Annotated in this window: 22 protein-coding genes; all 22 read right to left on the minus strand. The window is 73.9% G+C overall.

Annotation, left to right across the window (positions count from 1 at the left end):
• Nucleotides 1-77: 77 nt before the first annotated feature.
• A complete protein-coding gene (locus tag K0V08_RS04615; RefSeq protein ID WP_079533313.1) occupies nucleotides 78-716 on the minus strand; it encodes a Trp biosynthesis-associated membrane protein in 639 nt (212 codons plus the stop codon).
• The gene (locus tag K0V08_RS04620; RefSeq protein ID WP_079533316.1) at nucleotides 716-2275 is read right to left on the minus strand and encodes an anthranilate synthase component I; all 1560 of its coding nucleotides are present in this window, start codon (nucleotides 2273-2275) and stop codon (nucleotides 716-718) included. The genes K0V08_RS04615 and K0V08_RS04620 overlap by 1 nt, the downstream gene beginning before the upstream one ends.
• Nucleotides 2272-2670, minus strand: coding sequence for a phosphoribosyl-AMP cyclohydrolase (gene hisI, locus K0V08_RS04625; RefSeq protein ID WP_012038456.1), 399 nt, complete (start codon nucleotides 2668-2670; stop codon nucleotides 2272-2274). The genes K0V08_RS04620 and hisI overlap by 4 nt, the downstream gene beginning before the upstream one ends.
• The gene (gene hisF, locus K0V08_RS04630; RefSeq protein ID WP_079533318.1) at nucleotides 2667-3458 is read right to left on the minus strand and encodes an imidazole glycerol phosphate synthase subunit HisF; all 792 of its coding nucleotides are present in this window, start codon (nucleotides 3456-3458) and stop codon (nucleotides 2667-2669) included. Before hisF ends, hisI begins: the two co-directional genes overlap by 4 nt.
• 2 nt (nucleotides 3459-3460) lie before the next feature.
• Nucleotides 3461-4300 carry an ATP phosphoribosyltransferase gene (hisG, locus tag K0V08_RS04635; RefSeq protein ID WP_079533769.1) on the minus strand — a complete coding sequence of 280 codons (840 nt, stop codon included), beginning with the start codon at nucleotides 4298-4300 and terminating at the stop codon, nucleotides 3461-3463.
• 48 nt (nucleotides 4301-4348) lie between these two features.
• A complete protein-coding gene (locus K0V08_RS04640; RefSeq protein WP_012038459.1) occupies nucleotides 4349-4612 on the minus strand; it encodes a phosphoribosyl-ATP diphosphatase in 264 nt (87 codons plus the stop codon).
• A 99-nt stretch (nucleotides 4613-4711) separates the two neighbouring features.
• Nucleotides 4712-5080, minus strand: a complete 369-nt coding sequence (locus tag K0V08_RS04645; RefSeq protein WP_012038460.1) for an FKBP-type peptidyl-prolyl cis-trans isomerase — start codon at nucleotides 5078-5080, stop codon at nucleotides 4712-4714.
• 34 nt (nucleotides 5081-5114) lie between these two features.
• On the minus strand, nucleotides 5115-5783 hold the full coding sequence (rpe, locus tag K0V08_RS04650; protein WP_012038461.1) for a ribulose-phosphate 3-epimerase: 669 nt from the start codon (nucleotides 5781-5783) through the stop codon (nucleotides 5115-5117).
• Nucleotides 5784-5793: 10 nt separating this feature from the next.
• Complete coding sequence (locus tag K0V08_RS04655) at nucleotides 5794-7293, minus strand: RsmB/NOP family class I SAM-dependent RNA methyltransferase (RefSeq protein ID WP_079533321.1); 1500 nt, start codon at nucleotides 7291-7293, stop codon at nucleotides 5794-5796.
• On the minus strand, nucleotides 7290-8207 hold the full coding sequence (gene fmt, locus K0V08_RS04660) for a methionyl-tRNA formyltransferase (protein ID WP_079533324.1): 918 nt from the start codon (nucleotides 8205-8207) through the stop codon (nucleotides 7290-7292). The genes K0V08_RS04655 and fmt overlap by 4 nt, the downstream gene beginning before the upstream one ends.
• 91 nt (nucleotides 8208-8298) lie before the next feature.
• On the minus strand, nucleotides 8299-10347 hold the full coding sequence (locus K0V08_RS04665) for a primosomal protein N' (RefSeq protein ID WP_174240232.1): 2049 nt from the start codon (nucleotides 10345-10347) through the stop codon (nucleotides 8299-8301).
• Between the two features lie 96 nt (nucleotides 10348-10443).
• A complete protein-coding gene (gene metK / locus K0V08_RS04670; RefSeq protein WP_012038465.1) occupies nucleotides 10444-11655 on the minus strand; it encodes a methionine adenosyltransferase in 1212 nt (403 codons plus the stop codon).
• A 39-nt stretch (nucleotides 11656-11694) separates the two neighbouring features.
• Entirely contained in the window at nucleotides 11695-12909 is a 1215-nt protein-coding gene (coaBC, locus tag K0V08_RS04675; protein ID WP_128516985.1) for a bifunctional phosphopantothenoylcysteine decarboxylase/phosphopantothenate--cysteine ligase CoaBC, read from the minus strand.
• An 81-nt stretch (nucleotides 12910-12990) separates the two neighbouring features.
• Nucleotides 12991-13260 (minus strand): DNA-directed RNA polymerase subunit omega, encoded by a 270-nt coding sequence (rpoZ, locus tag K0V08_RS04680; RefSeq protein WP_012038467.1) that lies wholly within the window; start codon nucleotides 13258-13260, stop codon nucleotides 12991-12993.
• Between the two features lie 48 nt (nucleotides 13261-13308).
• Nucleotides 13309-14217: a guanylate kinase gene (gene gmk, locus K0V08_RS04685; RefSeq protein ID WP_079533330.1), complete on the minus strand. Its 909-nt coding sequence runs from the start codon at nucleotides 14215-14217 to the stop codon at nucleotides 13309-13311.
• The gene (pyrF, locus tag K0V08_RS04690; RefSeq protein WP_172403979.1) at nucleotides 14214-15107 is read right to left on the minus strand and encodes an orotidine-5'-phosphate decarboxylase; all 894 of its coding nucleotides are present in this window, start codon (nucleotides 15105-15107) and stop codon (nucleotides 14214-14216) included. The genes gmk and pyrF overlap by 4 nt, the downstream gene beginning before the upstream one ends.
• Complete coding sequence (gene carB / locus K0V08_RS04695; RefSeq protein WP_079533332.1) at nucleotides 15104-18394, minus strand: carbamoyl-phosphate synthase large subunit; 3291 nt, start codon at nucleotides 18392-18394, stop codon at nucleotides 15104-15106. The genes pyrF and carB overlap by 4 nt, the downstream gene beginning before the upstream one ends.
• Nucleotides 18394-19563 carry a glutamine-hydrolyzing carbamoyl-phosphate synthase small subunit gene (gene carA, locus K0V08_RS04700; protein WP_172405438.1) on the minus strand — a complete coding sequence of 390 codons (1170 nt, stop codon included), beginning with the start codon at nucleotides 19561-19563 and terminating at the stop codon, nucleotides 18394-18396. The genes carB and carA overlap by 1 nt, the downstream gene beginning before the upstream one ends.
• Before the next feature lie 5 nt (nucleotides 19564-19568).
• Nucleotides 19569-20096: a PH-like domain-containing protein gene (locus K0V08_RS04705; protein ID WP_079533337.1), complete on the minus strand. Its 528-nt coding sequence runs from the start codon at nucleotides 20094-20096 to the stop codon at nucleotides 19569-19571.
• A complete protein-coding gene (locus K0V08_RS04710; RefSeq protein ID WP_079533340.1) occupies nucleotides 20093-21505 on the minus strand; it encodes a dihydroorotase in 1413 nt (470 codons plus the stop codon). Before K0V08_RS04710 ends, K0V08_RS04705 begins: the two co-directional genes overlap by 4 nt.
• Complete coding sequence (locus K0V08_RS04715; RefSeq protein ID WP_079533343.1) at nucleotides 21502-22458, minus strand: aspartate carbamoyltransferase catalytic subunit; 957 nt, start codon at nucleotides 22456-22458, stop codon at nucleotides 21502-21504. Before K0V08_RS04715 ends, K0V08_RS04710 begins: the two co-directional genes overlap by 4 nt.
• Nucleotides 22455-23039: a bifunctional pyr operon transcriptional regulator/uracil phosphoribosyltransferase PyrR gene (gene pyrR, locus K0V08_RS04720; protein WP_079533346.1), complete on the minus strand. Its 585-nt coding sequence runs from the start codon at nucleotides 23037-23039 to the stop codon at nucleotides 22455-22457. Before pyrR ends, K0V08_RS04715 begins: the two co-directional genes overlap by 4 nt.
• Between the last annotated feature and the right edge of the window lie 11 nt (nucleotides 23040-23050).

Below are 23050 nucleotides of genomic sequence, written 5' to 3' on the forward strand. Positions count from 1 at the left end.
GGACGGATCGAGTCTACCCGGCGGCGTCCGGGCGGCCGTCGGCTTGGGGAGGGTCGGACGGGGCCGTCAGCCGACCCTCACGAGGTTCCGTCGGTCGGGGCGTCGTCGGGGTCGCCGGACTCGCGGCGGGTGGGATCCGCGCCGCCGCTCAGGCTGTCCCACGCGGCCACGGGATCCTCGCGCGGGACGATCCGCCGGGCGGGCGACTGGTCGGGCGCGTCGTACCGGGACCGGCGGGTGGGCCAGCGCGGTCCGGTGACCGCGACGAAGAGGCCCGTCAGCGCCGACGCGATGCCCGCGACCAGCGTGACCGGACCCCAGGGGGTCGTGGTCCACCCGTCGACGAGCTCCGCCACGGCCGATGAGCCCGCGACGCCGGTGACGGTCGTCACCGCGGCCTCGCCCGCCTGGACGGGCCCCGCGGTCGCGGCGAACGCCGTGAGCGCCACCGTCGCGCCGATGAGCGCCTGCAGGATCCCGAGCACCACGCGGAGCACGCGGCCCGCGATGGCGAGCGCGCCGGCGAGGGCGAGGCTGGACAGCGCGAGGGCGCTGAGCGCGGGGGCGGCGACGCTGCCCGCGACGGGCACGAGCGTCGGCGCCTGGCCGCCGATGCGGAGCGTCGACCAGTCCTGCGACCAGCCGAGGAACGTGGCGGCGCTCGTGGCGAGGACGAGCAGGAGGGCGAGGGACTTCGTGCGGCGGGTGACGCGCATCAGCGCACGCGCCGCATGGCTTCGGCGACGGCCACGGCGCGCAGCGGAGCCGCGGCCTTGTTCTGCGACTCGAGGTACTCCGCGTCCGGGTCGGAGTCGGCGACCATGCCGCCGCCGGCCTGGACGTGCGCGATGCCGTCGACGATGGTGGCGGTGCGGATCGCGATGGCGAGGTCGGCGTCGCCCGCGAAGTCGAAGTAGCCCACCACTCCCCCGTACACGCCGCGCTGGGCGGGCTCCAGCTCGTCGATGATCTGCAGCGCGCGCGGCTTGGGCGCGCCCGAGAGCGTGCCGGCCGGGAACGTGGCGCGGAAGACGTCGATGCTCGAGACGCCGGGCCGGAGCGTGCCCTCGACCGAGCTGACCAGGTGCATGATGTGGCTGAACCGCTCGACGCGCATGAACTCGGTGACCTCGACGGATCCCGGGGCGCACGCCTTCAGCATGTCGTTGCGCGCGAGGTCCACCAGCATGAGGTGCTCGGCGCGCTCCTTCGGGTCGGCGAGCAGCGACTCCTCGTGGGCGACGTCCTCCTCCACGGTCGCGCCGCGCGGGCGGGATCCCGCGATGGGGTGCATGTAGACGTGGTCGTCGGTGACCGTGACGAGCGCCTCGGGCGAGGACCCGACGATCGAGTACGGCTTCCCGTCCGCGTCCTCGAGCGTGAGGAGGTACATGTACGGGCTCGGGTTGAGCACGCGCAGGATGCGGTAGACGTCGATCGGGTCGGCCGTGGTCGGCTGGTCGAAGCGCTGCGAGATGACGACCTGGAAGACGTCGCCCTCGTGGATGTGGTGCTTGCTGCGCGCGATCGCCGCGTGGAAGTCGGCGGGCTCGGTCCGGAGCGTCGCCGACGGCCGGGCCTGGAGGTCGACCTCGGCGAGGAACGTCTCCGACGGGCGCGCGAGGTCGGCCTGCAAGCGGTCGAGGCGCGCCTGCGCGTCGGTCCACATGGCGTCCTCGTCGTCGACGCCGTCGTTGAGCGCGGTCGCGACGAGCGTGACGGTGCCGCGGCGATGGTCGAGCACCGCGAGCTCCGAGACGAAGCTGAGCGCCTGGCCCGGCACGGGCACCTCGGCCGGCGGGCGGTCGGGCAGTCGCTCGATCTGGCGCACGGCCTCCCAGCCGATGAAGCCGACGAGGCCGCCGGTGAGGGGCGGCAGGCCCGGGATCCGCGGCGTCTCCCAGCGGGCGTAGAGCGCGGCGAGGGCGGCGAGCGGGCCGTCGGGCGCGTCGTCGCCGAGGGCGCGGCGCGCGTCCATGCCGTAGTCGAGCCAGCGGGCCTCGTCGCCCTGCTGGGTCAGCACGCCGAAGGACGAGACGCCGACGAACGAGAAGCGGGTCCAGATGCCGCCCTGGCCGGCCGACTCGAGCAGGAAGCTGCCCGGGCGACCCGCCGTGAGCTTGCGGTGCACGCCCACGGGCGTCTCGCCGTCGGCGAAGACCTCGCGGAGCACGGGGATCACGCGGTGGTCGGCCGCGAGGGCGCGGAATGCCTCCCTCGTGGTGGTGCCGGGTGCGGGGACGGACGGCGCGGCGGGGCGCGGGGACTCGCTCATGGGGTGGGCCCTTCGTCGGCGGCGGGGCGCGCGCCCGTGACGGGGTGGAGGTGGTCGGCGTCGAAGCAGGTGCGCGTGCCGGTGTGGCAGGCCACTCCTACCTGGTCGACCTGGATGAGGACCGTGTCGCCGTCGCAGTCGAGGGCCGCGTCGCGCACGTACTGGCCGTGCCCGGAGGTGTCGCCCTTCCGCCAGTACTCGCGGCGGGACCGGGACCAGAAGGTGACGCGGCCGGTGGTGAGCGTGCGGCGGAGGGCCTCGCGGTCCATGTAGCCGAGCATGAGCACCTCGCGCGTGTCGTGCTGCTGGATCACCGCGGGCAGCAGCCCGTCGTCGGCGAAGGACGCGCGCGCGAGGACGCCGTCCACGTCGGGGACAGGCGCGGGTGCGCTCATCGTCGGACCACCTGACCGGCGTCCGCGAGGGCGCCCTTGACGTCGCCGATCGTGAACCGGCGGGAGTGGAAGACGCTCGCGGCGAGCACGGCGTCGGCGCCGGCCTCGATCGCGGGCGCGAAGTGGTCGAGCTCGCCCGCGCCGCCGGAGGCGATGACGGGCACGCGGCTCGCGGCGCGCATGGCGGCCACGAGCTCGAGGTCGAAGCCGTCGCGCGTGCCGTCGGCGTTGATGGAGTTCACGAGCAGCTCGCCCGCGCCGCGCTCGACGGCCTCGCGGGCCCAGGCGACGGCGTCGATCGTCGTGCGCGTGCGGCCGCCGTGCGTCGTGACGACGAAGCCGGACTCCGTGTCGCCGCGCGTGATGTCGAGCGAGAGCACGCACACCTGCGCGCCGAAGCGGTCGGCGATCTCGCCCACGAGGTCGGGGCGTGCGATGGCCGCGCTGTTGACGCCGATCTTGTCGGCGCCGCTCGCGAGGAGGCGCGCCACGTCGTCGGCGCTGCGCACTCCCCCGCCGACCGTCAGCGGGATGAAGACCTGCTCGGCGGTGGCGCTCACGACGTCGTACATCGTCGACCGGTCCTCGACCGTGGCGGTGACGTCGAGGAACGTGAGCTCGTCGGCGCCCTGCTCGTAGTAGAGGCGCGCGAGCTCGACGGGATCGCCCGCGTCCTGCAGGTCGAGGAAGTTGACGCCCTTGACGACGCGACCCGCGGCCACGTCGAGGCAGGGGATGACGCGGACGGCGAGCTGCGCGGACGGGCCGGACGCGGCGGATGCGGCCACGGTCAGATCCGTGCTGCGTGGATCGGGCTGACCAGGATGGCGCGGGCGCCGACCTCGTGCAGGCGGTCCATGATCTGGTTCGTGTCGTCGCGCGGCACCATCGAGCGCACGGCGACCCACGCGGGATCCTGCAGCGGCGAGATGGTGGGCGACTCGATGCCCGGCGTGATGGCCGTGGCGGCGTCCAGGAGCGACAGCGGCACGTCGTAGTCCATGAGCACGTAGCGGCGCGCGACGAGCACGCCCTCGAGGCGGCGGAGCAGCGTGGCGGCGCCCGGCTTCTCCTCGGCGCCCGAGATGAGCACGGCCGTCGAGCGGAGGATCACGGGGCCGAAGATCTCGAGCCCCGCCTTCCGCAGCGTGGTGCCGGTCTCGACCACGTCGGCGATGGCGTCGGCGACGCCCAGCTGGATGGCGGACTCGACGGCGCCGTCGAGGCGGATGAGCTGCGCCTCGACGCCGTGCTCGCGGAGGAAGCCGCCGACGAGCACGGGGTAGCTGGTGGCGATGCGGACCCCGGCGAGGTCGGCCAGGTCGGCGAAGCGGCCGACGGGGCCGGCGAAGCGGAACGTGGATCCCGCGAAGCCCAGCTCCGCGGTCTCGGAGGCGTCCGAGGCGGAGTCGATGAGGAGGTCGCGGCCGGTGATGCCGACGTCGAGCGCGCCGGACCCGACGTAGGTCGCGATGTCGCGCGGGCGGAGGTAGAAGAACTCGACGTCGTTGCGCGCGTCGAGGACGTAGAGCTCCTTGGGGTCACGACGGCCGGCGTACCCGGCCTCGGCGAGCATCTGGGCGGCGGTCTCTGAGAGCGAGCCCTTGTTGGGCACGGCGACACGGAGCATGGGGATCACTTCTTCCGATGGAGGGGACGACACGGGTGACGGGACACGTCACAGATGTCGGCCGACGTCCTCCAGGGTGAGGCCGCGCGCGATCATCATGACCTGCACGTGGTACAGCAGCTGCGAGATCTCCTCGGCGGCGCGGTCGTCGGACTCGTGCTCGGCCGCCATCCAGACCTCGGCGGCCTCCTCGACGACCTTCTTGCCGATCGCGTGCACGCCGCCGTCGAGCTCGCGGACGGTGCCGGACCCCTCGGGCCGCTCGGCGGCGATGCGGGTCAGCTCGCCGAACAGGTCATCGAAGGTCTTCACGTGCTCCAGGGTACAGCCGCACGGAGGGGCCCCGGCACGACGACGGGAGGCCGGGAGCGACGCGCTCCCGGCCTCCCGGTGGTGGTGCTGGTCGTGCTGCTAGCCGACGCCCTGCAGGTCGATCACGAAGATCAGCGTGCGGCCGGAGAGGCGGTGGCCGCCGCCCGCGGGTCCGTAGGCGAGCTCCGGCGGCACGACGAGCTGGCGGCGTCCGCCGACCTTCATGCCGGGGATGCCCTGCTGCCAGCCGGCGATGAGGCTGCGGAGGGGGAAGCGCACGGACTGGCCGCGGCTCCAGGAGGAGTCGAACTCCTCGCCGGACTCGAAGTCGACGCCGAGGTAGTGCACGTCGACCGTGTCGCCGGGCTGGGCCTCGGGGCCGTCGCCCACGGTGATGTCGGAGATGGTCAGCTCTGCGGGGGCCGGGCCGTCGACGGGCTCGACCTCGGGCTTGGTGGTGTCGGTCATGGATCCAGTCAAGCAGATCCGCGTGCGCCTTCCGTCAGTGCGCGTGCATGTGCGCCTCGGCGGCCCGGCGCAGCTCGGAGATGGCCGACTCGGGGTCGCCGCCACGGAAGACGCCGGATCCGGAGACGAACGTGTCCGCGCCGGCCTCGGCCGCGCGGCCGATGGTCTCGACGTCGATGCCGCCGTCGACCTGGAGCCACACGTCGTGGCCGGACTCGCGGAGGCGGGAGCGGAGGGCCCGGAGCTTGGGCATCGTCTCGGGCATGAAGGACTGGCCGCCGAAGCCGGGCTCGACCGTCATCACGAGCACCTGGTCGAACTCGTGGAGGAGCTCGAGGTAGTCGTCGACGGGCGTGCCGGGCTTCAGCGCGATGCCGGCGCGCGCGCCGATCTCCCGGAGCCGGCGGGCGAGCGCGACGGGCTCGCGCGTGGCCTCGGCATGGAAGGTGACGCTCGCGGCGCCCGCCTCCGCGTAGCCCGGCGCCCAGCGGTCGACGTCGTCGATCATCAGGTGGATGTCGAGCGGGACCGGGGTCACCTGCTGGAGGCGCTCCACCATCGGGAGGCCGAACGTGAGGTTCGGCACGAAGTGGTTGTCCATGATGTCGACGTGCACGAGGTCGGCGGTGGCGAGGCGCTGGATCTCGCGCTCCAGGTTCGCGAAGTCGGCGGACAGGATGCTCGGTTCGATGCGGACGGGCATGCTCCCGACCCTACCGGCGGGTCAGCAGGGCGATGAACATGGCGTCGGTGCCGTGCCGGTGCGGCCAGAGCTGCACGCTGGATCCGCGTGCTCCAGCGTCGGGGTCGGCGTCCGGCAGCTCGAGGTCGCCGTCGGCCACCTCCTGCAGCACCGCGCGCGTGTCGAGCGCGGTCACGTCCGGGTGGCGCTGGAGCGCGGCCTGCACGATGGCGCGCGTCTCGGCGAGGTGCGGCGAGCACGTGACGTAGGCGAGGATCCCGCCGGGCGCGAGCGCGCCGATCGCCGAGTCGATGAGCCCCGTCTGCAGGGCGCCGAGGCCCGCGACGTCGCGCGGCGTCTTCCGCCAGCGCGCCTCGGGCCGGCGGCGGAGGGCGCCGAGGCCGCTGCAGGGCGCGTCGAGCAGGATCCGGTCGAACGCGCCCGGGTGGCTCTCCCCCACGGTCGTGCCGTCGAGCTCCCACACCTCGGTGTCGCCGGCTACGGCGCGGAGGGCGTCGCGCACGAGCCCGGCGCGCGCGGGGACGAGCTCGTTGGCGGTGAGCAGGGCGCCGGAGCGGCCCGCCTCGGCGGCGAGCAGCGCGGCCTTGCCGCCGGGACCCGCGCAGAGGTCGAGCCAGCGCTCGCCCGGGGTGACGGCGCGGGCGCGGCTGAGCGCGAGCGCGGCGAGCTGGGAGCCCTCGTCCTGCACGCGGACGCGGCCCTCGGCGACGCCGGGCGCGTCCATCGGGTCACCGCCCTCGAGGTAGGCGCCGACGGGCGAGAAGGCGGCCGGCTGCTCCTGCGTCTCCTCGACGGTCGCGAGGCCCGGGAGCGCGACGAGGCTGACGGCGGGGGCCGCGTTGTCGGCCCGGAGGAGGTCCTCGAGCTCGTCGGCGCGGCCCTCGCGCGCGAGCGCCTGGCGGAGCGCGCGCAGCACCCACAGCGGGTGGGAGTGCTCGAGCGCGAGCCGCTCGTCGTCGCTCGCGGCGCTGTCGAGCACGCGCTGCCGCCACTCGGCGGGCTCCGAGCGGGTGATGGTGCGGAGGACTCCGTTGACGAAGCCCGTGGCCGAGCGGGATCCGACCGCGCGCGCCATGTCGACGCCCTCGTTGACGGCCGCGTGCGTCGCGACGCGCATGCTGAGGAGCTGGTGCACCGAGAGGCGCAGGACGTCGAGGATCGGCGCGTCGATCGCCGTGACGGGACGGCCGGCCGCCAGCTCGATCACGCGGTCGTAGTAGCCGGACATGCGCAGGGTGCCGTACGCGAGCTCGGTGGCGAGGGCGGCGTCCTGCGCGCTGAGGGCGGCGCGGCGGATCCTGACCGGCAGCAGCAGGTTCGCGTACGCGTCCGACTCGCGGACCGCGCTCACGACCTCGTAGGCGACGCGGCGGGCCGGGCTGACGGACGACGGGCCGCCGACCGCCGACCGGTCGTCGGCGGGGCGGGACCCGCGGTCGGCGGGGCGGCGCGCGCCACCCGTGCGGCGGCCTTCCGGTCGACGGGCGGGGGATCCGGTGCTGTCGCTCATCGTGCGGTGATGTCCCTCGTCGTGACGCCGCGCCACCAGTCGGCGGCGGGCATGGGCTTCTTCCCCGCGGGCTGCACCTGGATGAGCTCGACGGGATGGCTGGTGGTGCCGACCATCACGGCACCGCCGACGGACTCGATGCGCCCGGGGTCGAGCGGGGCGGCGTCGCGCAGCTCGGCGGCGCGGTGGACCTTGACGCGCACGTCGTCCACGGAGGTGAACGCGCCGGGCTCCGGCGTCACGCCCCGGATCTGCGCGAGCACGGCATCCGCCGGGCGCGCCCAGTCGATGCGACCGTCGGCGATGGACGTCTTGGGCGCGAGCGTGGGCTCGCCCTCCTGGGGACGCGCGACGGCGCTGCCCGCGGCGATCCCGTCGACCGTGCGGACGAGGAGGTCGGCGCCCTGCATCGCGAGCGCGTGGAGCACGTCCCCCGCGGTCTCGTGCGCGCCCGTGGGCCGCTCCTCCACGGCGAACACCGGACCGGTGTCCATGCCCCGCTCCAGTCGGAAGACGCTGGCGCCCGTGACGGTCTCGCCCGCCATGATCGAGCGCTGCACGGGCGCCGCTCCCCGCCACCGGGGCAGGAGCGAGAAGTGCAGGTTGATCCAGCCACGCGCGGGCGTGGACAGCAGCGGCTCCCGCACGAGGCCGCCGTAGGCGACGATCACCCCGAGGTCGGCCCCGACCGCGGCGATGCGGGCGGTCGCCTCCTCGTCCAGCCGGTTGGTGCGGAGCGTGGGGATGCCGAGCCCCTCGGCCTCCCGGGCGACGGGCGACGGCGTCAGCTGTCGCTTGCGGCCGGTGGGCGCGTCGGCCCGCGTGACGACGAGCGCCACCTCGTGGCCCGAGGCGTGGAGGCGGACGAGCGACGGCACGGCCGCTCGGGGCGTGCCGGCGAAGACGAGTCTCATGCGGTTCCCTCCCGGGGACGGCGTGCGGGGCGAACGGTGGATGCGGGACGAGCTGTCGGGCCGGATGCGCGGCCGGCTCGACGGACGCGCATCAGAACAGCCCCGTGTCGTCGAACCGTACACGGAGCGGGACGGTGGGCCGGAACCCGGTGCGGCCCGCGACGGGCTTGCGGCGGCTCGAGGCGTTGCGCACGACGGCGGCACGGAGCTCGCGCGCCGCGTCCGGGCCGCTCGCGTAGTCGAGCCGGACGATGGCGCGCACCCGGCCCTGCTCGGTGGGCACCGGGCCGAGCACGTCGACCCCCTCGATCCCGTCGAGCCGCTCGACCGCCTGGCCGACCGCGTCCGGCAGCCCCTCGACGCTCGCGGCGCGCACGGCGGGCGGGAAGCGCAGGGCGCGGCGCTCGAGCAGCTCCTCGCGGGCGTACCGCGGCTGCTGCCAGGTGGCGAGCGCGCGCGCGACCTGGCCGCCGACGCCCACGAGCATCACGGGCGCGCGCGGAGCCGCGAGGGCGGCGGCGTTCGACCACTGGCGGAGCACGTCCTCCCCCACGCGGAGGCTCTCGCGGGCGAGCATCCGCTCGCCGTCGAGCAGCAGGATCGCGCGGTAGCCGCCGGCCGCGACGGGCTCGGCCCCGCGCGTGGCGACGACGAGCCGCGACTCCGCGTCGACCTCCTGCACGTGGCGCTCGCCGTCGGCCAGCACCACCTGCACGCCGGGGAACGCGCGGCCGAGCTCCGCCGCGGTGCGGCCCGCGCCGATGGTGACGAGGCGCAGCTCGTCGGATCCGCAGTTGGCGCAGCGCCAGTCGCCCGCGAGGTGCCCGCACCAACCGCACGTGGGCGTGCTCGTGGCGGTCGACATGCCGAGCGGGCCCGTGCAGACGGTGCAGCGGGCGGCCTGGCGGCAGGCGCGGCACGCGACGAGCGGCGCGTATCCGGGGCGCGCGACCTGGATGAGGACCGGCCCGTGCTCGACGGCGTCCTTGGCGGCGCGCCAGGCGCCCGACGGGATCCGCGCCTGCCGGGCGAAGCCCTCGTCGCCCGTCTGCGACGTGGTCGGGATGACCCGCGGGGTGCGGGTGGCGGCGGGCGAGACGCTCGCCAGGTAGCCGATCGCGACGAGCCGCTCGACCTCGGTGCTCCGCGAGTGCGCGAGCAGCACGAGCGCCGTCCCCTGCTGACGGCTGCGGAGGAGGGCGACGTCGCGCGCGTGGGCATAGGGGCTGAGCGGCTCGGCGTGCAGCGGGTCCCCCTCGTCCCACATGGCGACGAGGCCGAGGCGGGGCGCGGGCGCGTACACGGCCGAGCGGTTGCCGACGACGATGCGGGGCACGTCGCCGAGGCCCGCGAGGAACGAGCGGTAGCGGTCGGGGCCGGACTGGCGCGCGTCGGTGCGCAGCACGGAACCGGCGGGCGCGTGGGCGGCGAGGGCGGCCTCCAGCTGGTCCTGGTCGCGGTAGTCGGGGACGACGAGGACGCTGCTGCGGCCGGATGCGAGGACGCGGGCGGCGGCCTGCGCGAGCGTCACGGCCCAGCGACCGGCCCAGACGCCGCCCGGCAGCTCGACGACCTCGGGGATCGCGTCGACGGCCACCCGACCTGCGCCGTCGACCGCCGCGGCGAGGCCGTCGGGCGCGTAGCCGTCGATGGGCGGGAGCGCGGCGGCATCGACGACGGGAGCCGCGGGATCGACGACGACGGCAGCGGCAGCGTCCGCGACCGGCGCCGCCCCATCCGCGTCCTCCGATGCCGGCTCCGCCGCCGCGTCCGCGAGGGCCGCGAGATGCGCCTTCTCCACGCGCACCTGGCGCGGCGGCACGGCCAGGCGGATCACGTCGGACGCGGTCCCGGCCTGCCGGTCGGCGACCTCGCGCGCGAGCGCCCAGATCTCCGGGCGCAGCACGGGCAGCGGCGACACGACCTGCTCCACCTCGCTGAGGGCGCCGTCGTAGCCCTGGCCGTCACCCATCTCGACGACGTAGCCGTCGGCGACCCGTCCCGCCGAGCGCAGCGGGACGCGCACGCGCACGCCGGGCACGCACGTCGCGCGGAGCGCCTCGGGCACGGCGTAGTCGAAGAGCCGGTCGAGCTGCGGCAGCGGCGAGTCGACCATCACCCGCACGACGGGCGGGCGCATGCCCGCGTCGGCTTCGGGCGTCGTGGATCCGCGCTCGGCCTCCCCCGCGGTCACCCGACCCTCCCGGTCATGCAGGTACCCGGGCGGCGGCGCGCGTCAGAGGCCCGCGGCGCTCTGCAGGTCGGCGACACGGTCGAGCGCCTCCCAGGTGAAGTCCGGCAGCTCGCGACCGAAGTGGCCGTAGGCGGCGGTCTGCGCGTAGATGGGACGGAGCAGGTCGAGCCGCTCGACGATGGCGGCGGGACGCAGGTCGAAGGTCTCGCGGATGGCGCGCACGATGCGCTCCTCGGGCACGTGCGCCGTGCCGAAGGTCTCGACGTAGAGGCCCACGGGCGCGGCCTTGCCGATGGCGTAGGCGACCTGCACCTCGAGGCGGTCGGCGAGGCCCGCGGCGACCGCGTTCTTGGCGACCCAGCGCATGGCGTACGCGGCGCTGCGGTCGACCTTCGACGGGTCCTTGCCGCTGAACGCGCCGCCGCCGTGCCGGCTGAACCCGCCGTACGTGTCGACGATGATCTTGCGTCCGGTGAGCCCCGCGTCGCCCTTCGGCCCGCCGATCTCGAACTTGCCGGTGGGGTTGATGAGGAGCGTCGCGTCGCGCGAGTCGAGCTCGATGCCGATCTCGGCCGCGGCGGCGAGCACCGGGCGGATCACGTGCTCCTCGACCTCGCGGCGGAGGTCCTCCTGGGAGACCTGCGGGCCGTGCTGCGTCGAGAGCACGACCGTGTCGACCGTGCGCGGCACGAGCCCCTCGTAGCCGATGGTGACCTGCGTCTTGCCGTCGGGCCGCAGGTACGCGAGCTCGCCCGAGTGGCGGACGGCCGCGAGGCGCTCGGCGAGGCGGTGCGCGAGGTAGATGGGCAGGGGCATGAAGACGGGGGTGTCGCGCGACGCGTAGCCGAACATGAGGCCCTGGTCGCCGGCACCCTGGAGGTCGTGCGCGTCGGTGGACGCGGATCCCGAGCGCGACTCGTACGAGCGGTCGACGCCCTGCGCGATGTCGGGCGACTGCGCGCCGATGGACACCGTGACGCCGCAGTTGCTGCCGTCGAAGCCGACCTCGGAGGAGTCGTAGCCGATGTCCCGGATGCGGTCGCGCACGATCTGCGGGATGTCGACGTAGCCGCTCGTGGTGACCTCGCCGGCGACGTGCACGAGGCCCGTGGTCACGAGCGTCTCGACGGCCGCGCGGCTCGTCGGGTCCTGCGTGAGGAGCGCGTCGAGGATGCTGTCCGAGATCTGGTCGCAGATCTTGTCGGGGTGGCCCTCGGTGACGGACTCGGAGGTGAACAGGCGCAGGTCGGTCACGGGTCGCTCCAGGGGGATCGCGTGGTCGCGCGCCGTTCGCTACTGCGGCGTCGGCGCGCCCACTACGTCGAGAATTCGATGGGCGACCTGCTCCTTGGAGCCGGAGGCCTCGGCAAGTGTATCGCCGGACCTCCCGAGCACCGTGATCGTGTTGCCCTCCGTGGCGAAGCCCTCGGCCCACCCCACCCTGTTGAGGACGAGCAGGTCGCAGCCCTTCCGCGCGAGCTTCGCCCGGCCGATCCGCAGCAGCTCGGCCGGGTCCTCCTCGGTCTCCGCCGCGAAGCCCACGACCAGGCGGCGGGTGCCGTCCGCGCGCGGAACGGCCGCGTCGGACGCGAGCCGCTGCAGGATGTCGGGGTTGCGCACGAGCTCGACGGAGAGCGCGTCGCCCGCCTCCTCCTTCTTGATCTTGCCCGCGGACACGGCGACGGGCCGGTAGTCGGCGACGGCCGCCGCCATGATCACCACGTCGGCGTCGTCCGCCTCGCTGGCCATCGCGTCGGACATCTCGAGCGCGGTCGAGACCGGGACCACGCGGACGCCGGCGGGCGAGGGCACCTCGAGGTGCGCGGCGACGAGCACGACGTCGGCGCCGCGGTCGCGCGCGGCGACGGCGAGGGCCACGCCCTGCCGGCCGGAGGAGCGGTTGCCGAGGAAGCGCACGGGATCCAGCGGCTCGCGCGTCCCGCCCGCGGAGACGACGACGCGCCGGCCCGCGAGGTCGCGCCCGCCGGGGCGGACGGCGGCGAGGGCGGCGGCGATCACGTCCTCCACCTCGGCCATGCGGCCGGGCCCGGAGTCCGTGCCGGTGAGCCGGCCCGACGTGGGGCCGACGAGGGTGGCGCCGCGGGAGCGCAGGAGGGCCGCGTTGGCCTGGGTCGCCGGGTGCTGCCACATCTCGGTGTGCATCGCGGGGGCGACGACGAGGGGCGCGCGGCTGGCGAGGATCGTGGTGCCGAGCAGGTCGTCCGACAGGCCGAGGGCCATCGTGGCGAGCGTGTGCGCCGTGGCGGGGGCGACGACGATGAGGTCGGCCTTCTGGCCGAGAGCCACGTGGCGGACCTCGGACACCCCGTCGTAGAGATCGCTCGTCACCGGGTTGCGGCTGACGGCCTCGAGCGTGGGCTTCCCGACGAAGCGGAGCGCGGCCTCGGTGGGCACGACGTGCACGTCGTGGCCGAGGAGCACGAGCCCCCGGACCACGCCGACGGCCTTGTAGGCCGCGATGCCCCCCGTGATCCCCACGACGACCATCACCAGGCGGCGCTCCGGTGCCCGAGGGCGGGGAGGGCGTGCGGCGTGCGATCGGCGCGGGGCATCCGGGACGGCGGGCGGCTAGGAGGCCGCGGGCTCCACGATGGGCGTGGCGACGAGCTTGTCCTCGTTGATCTCGTGCATGGCGACCGAGAGGGGCTTGTCGTCGATGGTGCTGTCGACGAGCGGTCCGACGTTGTCGAACAGGCTGCCCTCGTGCAGGTCGGCGTAGTAGTCGTTGATCTGGCGGGCCCGCTTGGAGGCGAAGATCACGAGCGCGTACTTCGAGTCGACCTTCGAGAGGAGCTCGTCGATGGGCGGGTCGATGATGCCCTGGGTCTTGTCAACCATGGATGTGCCGCTCCCTCATTGCATGGAAGAAGGCCGCACTGGTCCGCGTCATGGACCGACGGCCTTCCTGGATCTCATCAAGTCTACGACCTCGCGCGCCGCCTCCGCGACATCGCGGTTGACGACGAGATGGTCGAACTCGTCCTGGGCGGCCAGCTCGACCTTCGCGGTGTCGAGCCGGCGCTGCTGCTCCTCGGGCCCTTCGGTGCCGCGACCGACCAGGCGGCGCACGAGCTCCTCCCAGGTGGGCGGCAGCAGGAACACGAGCCGCGCCTCGGGCATCGCGGCCTTCACCTGGCGCGCGCCCTGGATGTCGATCTCCAGCAGCACGCTCCGGCCCTCGGCCAGCGCGGCGTCGATGGGCGCGCGCGGCGTGCCGTAGCGGTGCGCGTTGTGCACCGTGGCCCACTCGAGGAGCTCGCGCTCGTCGACCATGCGGTCGAACTCGGCGTCGGAGACGAAGTAGTAGTTGACGCCCTCGACCTCGCCGGGACGCGGGGCGCGCGTGGTGGCGGAGACGGAGAGCAGCACGTCGGGCTCGTTCTCGCGGATGAAGGTGGAGACCGTGCCCTTGCCCACCGCGGTGGGACCCGCGAGGACGACGAGCCGGCTGGGCTCGACGATCTGCTTCGCGGCCTGCCACTCCTCGAGGAACCGGGTGAGGCGCACGCGCTGGTGCACGCCGAGGCCGCCGAGGCGCTTGGCGGTGGAGATGCCGAGGTCGCCGAGGATCCGCTCGAGCTTGGTGGGGCCGATGTTCGGGATGCTCGTGAGGAACTCGGTGACCCGGAGCGTGGCCTCGGCGCGGTGGGCGGGGTCCGCCGACGCGTCGAGGACGCCGAGCGGCGTGCGCTCCCCCGTGACGATGTCGTGCTTCACCTGCGCCCGGGCGCGGCGCGCGGCGACGGCGGCCTGGGATGCGGCGACCCGGTCGACCTCGGGTGGTTCGGGCCTCATGGCAGCACCTCTTCGAGTCGTCCGGCGTGGTCGGTGACGGCCTCCGCGACACGCCGTGGCCCTGCCGTGAGGATACTCCGCGACGCGGCCGCGATGACAACGCCGGCGGCCGGGCCGAACAGCTTCCGGACATCGCCGAGCAGCGCGCCCTGGTGGCCGAAGCCGGGCGCGAGGATCGGGGTGCGGACGAGCCGCGCGAGGTCGAGGCCGGCGTCGGCGGCGTCGACGGTCGCGCCGACCACGAGCCCGAAGGACCCGGGATCGGCCGTCGGGTCGTCGAGCGGGCCGTTCGCGGCGACGGCCGCGTCCTGGATCCCGCGCGCGACCGTGCGGGCGGCGGACCCGGCGGCGGTCGGCAGCACGGCGCGCTGGAGGTCGCGCGCCTCCGGGTTGGAGGTCGCGGCGAGCACGAACACGCCCGCTCCCCACGCGTCGGCCGCGGCGCGGACGCCGTCGAGGGATCCGACGCCCGTGTACGCCGTGAGCGTGACGGCGTCGGCGCGCAGCGGGCTGTCGGGTGCGAGCCAGGCGGCGCCGTACGCGTCGACCGTGGAGCCGATGTCGCCGCGCTTGGCGTCCGCGATCACGAGGAGGCCGGCGTCGCGCGCCGCGGCGAGCACGCGCTCGAGGGCGGCGTACCCCGCGGATCCGTGGCGCTCGAAGAACGCGACCTGCGGCTTGACGATGCCGGCTCGCCCCGCGGTCGCCTCGACGACGCGGAGGCCGAACTCCTCGAGGCCGCGCGCGTCGTCGGCGAGGCCCCAGGCGTCGAGCAGCGAGCGGTGCGGGTCGATGCCCACGCAGAGGTGCCCGTGCGCGCGGAACGTGCGGGCCAGCCGCGCGCCGAACGACGGGGCGTCGGGAACCGCCCCGCCGTCCGCCGACGTCACCTGCGGGCCTCGCGGGCGATCGCGTAGTCCTGCAGGCTCGTCACGTCGAAGCCCGCGCGGATGGCGTCGAAGGACGCGACCGCGGCCGTGAGCTGCGCGATGGTCGTGAACAGCGCCTTGTCGGCCGCGACGGCCGCCGCGCGGATCTCGTAGCCGTCCGCGCGCGCCGTGCGGCCCGACGGGGTGTTGATGACGACGTCCACCTCGTCGCGGTTGATCAGGTCGACGATCGACGGCGAGTCGCCCGCGGCGGGCTCCTCGCTGTACTTGCGCACGACGCGCGCCTGGATCCCGTTGCGGCTGAGGATCTCCGCCGTGCCCGCGGTCGCGAGCACCTCGAAGCCGAGCTGCTGGAGGCGGAGCACCGGCAGCACGATCGAGCGCTTGTCGCGGTCGGCGACCGAGACGAACACCGTGCCCGAGAGCGGGAGGCCGCCGAACGCCGCCTCCTGGCTCTTCGCGAACGCGCGCGGGAAGTCGCGGTCGATGCCCATGACCTCGCCCGTGGAGCGCATCTCCGGGCCGAGCACGGAGTCGACGATGAGGCCGTCCTTCGTGCGGAACCGCTTGAAGGGCAGCACGGCCTCCTTCACGGCGACGGGCGAGTCCATCGGCACGTCGGAACCGTCGCGCTCGGGCAGGAGCCCGGACGACTTCAGCTCCGCGATCGACGTGCCCACCATGACGAGCGACGCGGCCTTCGCGAGCGGGATGCCGAGCGCCTTCGAGACGAAGGGCACCGTGCGGCTCGCGCGCGGGTTCGCCTCGAGGACGTAGAGCACGCCCGCACCGATCGCGAACTGCACGTTGAGGAGGCCGCGCACGCCCACGCCCTCGGCGATGGCGCGCGTGGCGTCGACCACCTGCTGGATCTGGCCGCGGCCGAGGGTCACGGGCGGGAGCGTGCAGCTCGAGTCGCCCGAGTGGATCCCGGCCTCCTCGATGTGCTCCATCACGCCGCCCACGTACAGCTCGGTGCCGTCGTAGATCGCGTCGATGTCGATCTCGATCGCGTCGTCGAGGAACCGGTCGATGAGGAGGGGCTTCCCCTCGCCGATGATGCCGTGGTCGGCCATGCGCAGGAAGTAGTCGTGCAGCGTCGCGGTGTCGAACACGATCTCCATGCCCCGGCCGCCGAGCACGTAGCTCGGGCGGACGAGCACGGGGTAGCCGATGCCCTCCGCGACGACCACGGCCTCGTCGATCGCGACGGCCGTGCCGTTGCGCGGCGCCACGAGGCCCGCGGTGTCGAGGATCCCGGAGAACAGGCCCCGTTCCTCCGCGAGGTCGATGGCCGACGGGCTCGTGCCGAGGATCGGGACGCCCGCGGCCTCGAGGCCCCTGGCGAGCCCGAGCGCGGTCTGGCCGCCGAGCTGCACGACGACGCCGACGAGCTCGCCCGCCTGCTGCTCGACGTGCACGATCTCGAGCACGTCCTCGAGCGTGAGCGGCTCGAAGTAGAGCCGGTCGCTCGTGTCGTAGTCGGTCGAGACCGTCTCCGGGTTGCAGTTGATCATGATGGTCTCGTACCCGGCGTCGGCCAACGCGAAGGACGCGTGCACGCACGAGTAGTCGAACTCGATGCCCTGGCCGATGCGGTTCGGGCCCGAGCCCAGGATGATCACCTTGCGACGGTCGGACGGCACGATCTCCGTCTCGGAGTCGTAGCTGGAGTAGTGGTACGGCGTGAGCGCCGGGAACTCCCCCGCGCACGTGTCGACCGTCTTGTAGACGGGGCGGATGTCGGCCGCGTGGCGCGCGTCGCGCACCTCCTGCTCGACGAGGCCGCGGATCTCGGCGATCTGCGCGTCCGAGAAGCCGTGGTCCTTCGCCTCGCGCAGCGTCTCCGCGTCGAGCTCGTCGGCGTCGCGCACGGCGTCGGCGACCTCGTTGATGAGCACGATCTGGTCGATGAACCACGGGTCGATCTTGGTGGCGTCGAAGACCTGCTCCGCCGTCGCGCCCGCGCGGAGCGCCTGCTGCACCGTGACGATGCGGCCGTCGGTGGGCGTGCGGCTCGTCTCGAGCAGCTCGTCGACCGAGCGGCTCTCGGGACCCCAGTGGAAGGAGGATCCGCGCTTCTCGAGCGAGCGCAGCGCCTTCTGCAGCGCGGTGGAGTAGTTGCGGCCGATGGCCATTGCCTCGCCGACCGACTTCATGGTCGTGGTGAGCTCGGCGTCCGCGGCCGGGAACTTCTCGAACGCGAAGCGCGGCACCTTCACGACCACGTAGTCGAGCGTGGGCTCGAAGCTCGCGGGCGTGACCTTCGTGATGTCGTTGGGGATCTCGTCGAGGCGGTAGCCGATGGCGAGCTTCGCGGCGATCTTCGCGATCGGGAAGCCCGTCGCCTTCGACGCGAGGGCGCTCGAGCGGGAGACGCGCGGGTTCATCTCGATGACGATGAGGCGGCCGTCGGCGGGGTCCACCGCGAACTGGATGTTGCAGCCGCCCGTGTCGACGCCCACGCGGCGGATGATGTCGATGCCGATGTCGCGCATGTGCTGGTACTCGCGGTCGGTCAGCGTGAGCGCCGGCGCGACCGTGATCGAGTCGCCCGTGTGCACGCCGACCGGGTCGACGTTCTCGATGGAGCAGACGACGACCGTGTTGTCGGCCGTGTCGCGCATGAGCTCCAGCTCGTACTCCTTCCAGCCGAGGATCGACTCCTCGAGGAGCACCTCGGTGGTGGGGCTCGACTGCAGGCCGTCGGCGACCATGCGCTCGAGCTCCTGGCGCGTGTGCGCGAAGCCGGAGCCGAGGCCGCCCATGGTGAAGGAGGGGCGGATCACGAGCGGGTAGCCGAGGTCCTCGGCGAACTCGACGGCCTGCTCGAGCGTCTTCGCGACGTGCGAGCGGGCGACGTCGGCGCCGGACTCGATGACGAGGTCCTTGAAGAGCTGGCGGTCCTCGCCCTTCTGGATGGCCTCGACCTTCGCGCCGATGAGCTCCACCCCGTGCTTGGCGAGGATGCCGAGCTCGTCGAGGCGGATCGCCGCGTTGAGCGCGGTCTGGCCGCCGAGGGTCGGGAGCACCGCGTCGGGACGCTCCTTGATGATGATCTTCTCCAGCACCTCGCTCGTGATCGGCTCGATGTAGGTCGCGTCGGCGAAGCCCGGGTCGGTCATGATCGTGGCGGGGTTGGAGTTCACGAGGATGACGCGCACGCCCTCCTCGCGGAGCACGCGGCAGGCCTGCGTGCCGGAGTAGTCGAACTCGGCGGCCTGGCCGATGACGATCGGCCCGGAGCCGATGACGAGGACGCTGTTGATGTCGTCGCGCTTGGGCATTACACGGTCTCCTGGGGGGTCGCGGCGGCGGGGGCGGTGCCCGACGCGTCGTGGATCAGCTCGATGAACCGGTCGAAGAGGTAGGACGAGTCGTGGGGACCCGCGGCCGCCTCCGGGTGGTACTGCACGCTGAAGGCGGGGATGTCGAGGCAGTTGAGCCCCTCCACCACCTGGTCGTTGAGCGAGACGTGGCTGACCTCCGCGCGGCCGAAGCCGGCGGGGCTGTCCACGGGGCCGTCGAGCGGCGCGGAGACCGCGAAGCCGTGGTTCTGGCTCGTGATCTCGACGCGGCCGGTGCGGCGGTCGAGCACGGGCTGGTTGATCCCGCGGTGGCCGAACGGCAGCTTGTAGGTGTCGAACCCGAGGGCGCGGCCGAGGAGCTGGTTGCCGAAGCAGATCCCGAAGAACGGGATGCCCTTGCGGAGCACGTCCTGCAGGAGCTCGACGTGGTACTGCGAGGCCTCGGGGTCGCCGGGGCCGTTCGAGTAGAAGACCGCCGTGGGCGCGAGCTCGGCGAGCTGCTCCGTGGTGATCGACTGCGGCACGACGTGCACGTCGAGGCCGCGGGCCGCGAGGTGCTTCACGGTCGCGGTCTTGATGCCGAGGTCGAGCACCGCGACGGATCCGATGCGCTCCCCCACCGCGGGGATCGTGTACGTCTCCTGGGTGGAGACCTCGGCGGAGAGGTTGCGGCCCGCCATGTCGGGCGCCTGGCGCACCTGGGCGAGCTGCTCCTCGTCGCCGAGCGCGAAGGCGTCGCCGGAGAAGACGCCGGCGCGCATGGCGCCCTCGTCGCGGATCCGGCGGGTGACGGCGCGCGTGTCGATGCCGGAGATGCCGACCACACCCTGGGCGACGAGGTCGCCCTCGAGCGTCCGCTGCCCGCGGAAGTTGGAGACCACGCGCGAGGGGTCGCGGACGACGTACCCGGCGACCCAGATGCGGCGGGACTCCATGTCGTCGTCGTTCATGCCGGTGTTGCCGATGTGCGGCGCCGTCTGGAGCACGATCTGGCCCGCGTAGGACGGGTCCGTGATCGTCTCCTGGTAGCCGGTCATGCCGGTCGCGAAGACGGCCTCGCCGAGGGTCACGCCGCGGGCGCCGTACGCGCGTCCGACGTACCTCCGTCCGTCCTCGAGCACCAGGACAGCTGGTTCGTGTCGGGCCATGTCGGTCACTTCCCTTCGTTGTCGTCGTCGTGCGCAGGGCGCGTGATGTGGTGGAGGGCGTCGACGAGCGCGGTCTTCTCGCGCGGGTCGATCACCCGGAGGTACGTGTCGACCGAGGTCCCGGCCGCCTCGTCGAGGATCCAGCTGACGGCCACCAGGCCGCCCTCCTCCACGACGCGGTCGATCGCGTAGGTCGCGAGCCCGGATCCCGTGATGCGGTCAGCGGGCACGAGCACCTCGCGCTCGCCGTCGATCGCGAGCACGAGGCCCGCGTCGTGCACCCGGGCAGCCGCGCGACCGCGGAAGCCGAGGGGCGCCACGGTCAGCCGGTCGAGCGGCTCCCCCGCCGTGGTCGTGGCGACGTAGAGCACGTCGACCTCGAACGTCGGCGCGCCGAGCCCGGCGGGAAGGCGCGGCGGCTCGGGCAGCGCGCGCTGGCGGCGGCGGCGCGCGCGCCACCCGAGCACCATGAGCGCGAGCAGCAGGACGAGGAGCGCGATCACCGTGATCGCGGGCACGAGGCGGCCGCTCATGCGCGTGCCTCCGGGACGCCGACCGAGGTCGCCGCGTCGCGTGCGTCGGCGTCCGCGCGGTCGCGGAGGACGGCGGCGCGGGCGACGGTCTCGCGGTCGACGAGCGCGCCGTCGAGCACGGTCGGGTAGCCGCGGTGGAAGGTCGCGACGACGCGGCCTGGCAGCGTCATCTCGAGGTAGGGCGAGTTGCCGCTGAGCCCGCCGAGGTCGTCGCGGTCGAAGACGCGCGATGCGGACGGGTCGTAGAGCGTGATGTCGGCCGGGGATCCGCCGGCCAGCGCGTGCCCGTGCTCGGCGAGCCGGCCGATGCGCGCGGGCGCGTGCGACATGACGCGCGCGACGCCGGCCCAGTCGAGGAGCCCGGTGTCGACCATGGCGAGCTGCACCACGGAGAGCGCCGACTCGAGGCCGACCATGCCGAACGCGGCCGCGTCCCACTCGCAGTCCTTGGCCTCGGTGGGGTGCGGCGCGTGGTCGGTCGCGACCACGTCGATCGTGCCGTCGGCGAGGGCCTGGCGGAGCGCCTCGACGTCCTCGCGGCGGCGGAGCGGCGGGTTCACCTTGTAGCGCGCGTCGTAGCCGGCGACCAGGTCCTCGGTGAGGAGCAGGTGGTGCGGCGTGACCTCCGCGGTGACGTCGACGCCGCGGGCCTTGGCCCAGCGGATCACGTCGACGGAGCCGGCCGTGGAGACGTGGCAGACGTGGAGGCGCGATCCGACGTGCTCGGCGAGCAGCACGTCGCGCGCGATGATCGACTCCTCGGCGACCGCGGGCCAGCCCGTGATGCCGAGCTCGCCGGACAGCGCGCCCTCGTTCATGGTGGCGCCCTCGGTGAGGCGCGGGTCCTGCGCGTGCTGCGCGATGACACCGTCGAACGCCTTCACGTACTCGAGCGCGCGACGCATGAGCAGCGGGTCCGAGACGCACTTCCCGTCGTCGGAGAAGACGCGGACGGCCGCGCGGCTCGAGGCCATCGCGCCGATCTCCGCCATCGACTCCCCCGCGAGGCCCACCGAGACCGCGCCGATGGGGCGCACGGTCGCGTAGCCGGCGGCGTCGCCGAGGGCCTTGACCTGCTCGACCACCCCCGCCGTGTCCTGCACGGGCATCGTGTTGGCCATCGCGAAGACCGCCGTGAAGCCGCCGAGGGCCGCGGCGCGGGATCCCGTGAGGACGGTCTCGCTCTGCTCGTAGCCGGGCTCGCGCAGGTGCACGTGCAGGTCGACCAGTCCGGGCAGCGCGACGAGGCCGTCGGCCTCGATCACGTGGGCACCGGCCGGCGTCTCGAGGTCGGGGCCGATCTCGCGGATGAGCCCGTCGGCGACGAGGATGTCGGCGCGCTCGCCCGACGGCAGGGTCGCGCCGCGGATCAGGTGGGTGTCGTCGGGGTTCGTGTCGTTCTGGGTCATCGGTCGGCCTTCCCGTCGCCGGACAGCAGGAGGTAGAGGACGGCCATGCGCACCGAGACGCCGTTGGCGACCTGCTCGCGCACCGTGGACCTCTCCGAGTCGGCGGCGGCGGCGGAAATCTCGAGCCCGCGGTTCATGGGCCCCGGGTGCATGACGATCGTATCGGGCCCGAGGAGCGCGAGGCGCGCGTCGTCGAGGCCCCAGATGCGCGCGTACTCGCGCGGGTTCGGGAAGAAGGCGGCGCGCATGCGCTCGGCCTGGATCCGGAGCATCATCACGGCGTCGGGCTTCCCCTCGACGAGCGCCGCGTCGAGGTCGTAGCGGACGGTGACGGGCCAGGATCCGACGCCCACCGGCACGAGCGTGGGCGGCGCGACGAGCGTGACCTCGGCGCCGAGCGTCGTGAGCAGCCACGCGTTCGAGCGGGCGACGCGGCTGTGGAGCACGTCGCCGACGATCACGACGCGCGTGCCGTCGAGCCCCTTCCCGCGCGCGGCGGTCCCGTGCAGCCTGCGGCGGATGGTGAACGCGTCGAGCAGCGCCTGCGTGGGGTGCTCGTGCGTGCCGTCGCCCGCGTTGACGATGCCGGCGTCGATCCAGCCGCTGCCGGCGAGCGTGTGCGGCGCACCCGACGAGGGGTGCCGGACGACCACGCCGTCGGCGCCCATCGCCTGCAGCGTCTGCGCGGTGTCCTTGAGGCTCTCGCCCTTGGACACGCTCGACCCCTTGGCGCTGAAGTTGATGACGTCGGCCGAGAGGCGCTTGGCCGCGGCCTCGAACGAGATGCGCGTGCGGGTGGAGTCCTCGAAGAAGAGGTTGACGACCGTGCGGCCGCGGAGGGCGGGCGTCTTCTTGATCTCGCGCGTTCCGACGTCGGCCATGTCCTCGGCCACGTCGAGGATGTGGACCGCCTCGACGCGGGACAGGTCGCGCGTGGAGAGCAGGTGCCTCATCGCGTCGTCCCCTCGCCGGCGGGGGAGGTCGCCAGCGCGTCGTCCGGGCCGGCGATGCTCACCGAATCCTCGCCGTCGGTCTCCTCGAGCCGGACGAAGATCCGCTCGGCCAGGCTGGACGGCAGGTTCTTGCCCACGAAGTCGGCGCGGATGGGGAGCTCGCGGTGGCCGCGGTCGACCAGCGCGGCGAGCCGGACGGCCGTGGGACGGCCGAGGTCGCCGATCGCGTCGAGGGCCGCGCGCACGGTGCGGCCGGAGAAGAGCACGTCGTCGACGAGCACGACGGTGCGGCCGTCGACGCCGCCGGCCGGCAGGCGCGTGGGCGCGGGCGCACGGGTGGGGTTCCGCTGCAGGTCGTCGCGGTACATGGTGACGTCGAGCGAGCCCACCAGGTCGGCGGGGGCCTCGGGCTCGAGGCGGGCGATGATGCGGCCGATGCGCTCGGCGAGGACGGTGCCGCGGGTGGGGATCCCGAGGAGCAGCAGGCAATTCGGGCCGCGGTTCGACTCGAGGATCTCGTGGGCGATGCGCGTGAGCGCACGGGTGATGTCAGAGGGCTGCAGCACGATGCGCTGAGGCAATCCGACCTCCT

Source organism: Clavibacter michiganensis, from assembly GCF_021216655.1.
GTDB lineage: Bacteria > Actinomycetota > Actinomycetes > Actinomycetales > Microbacteriaceae > Clavibacter > Clavibacter michiganensis.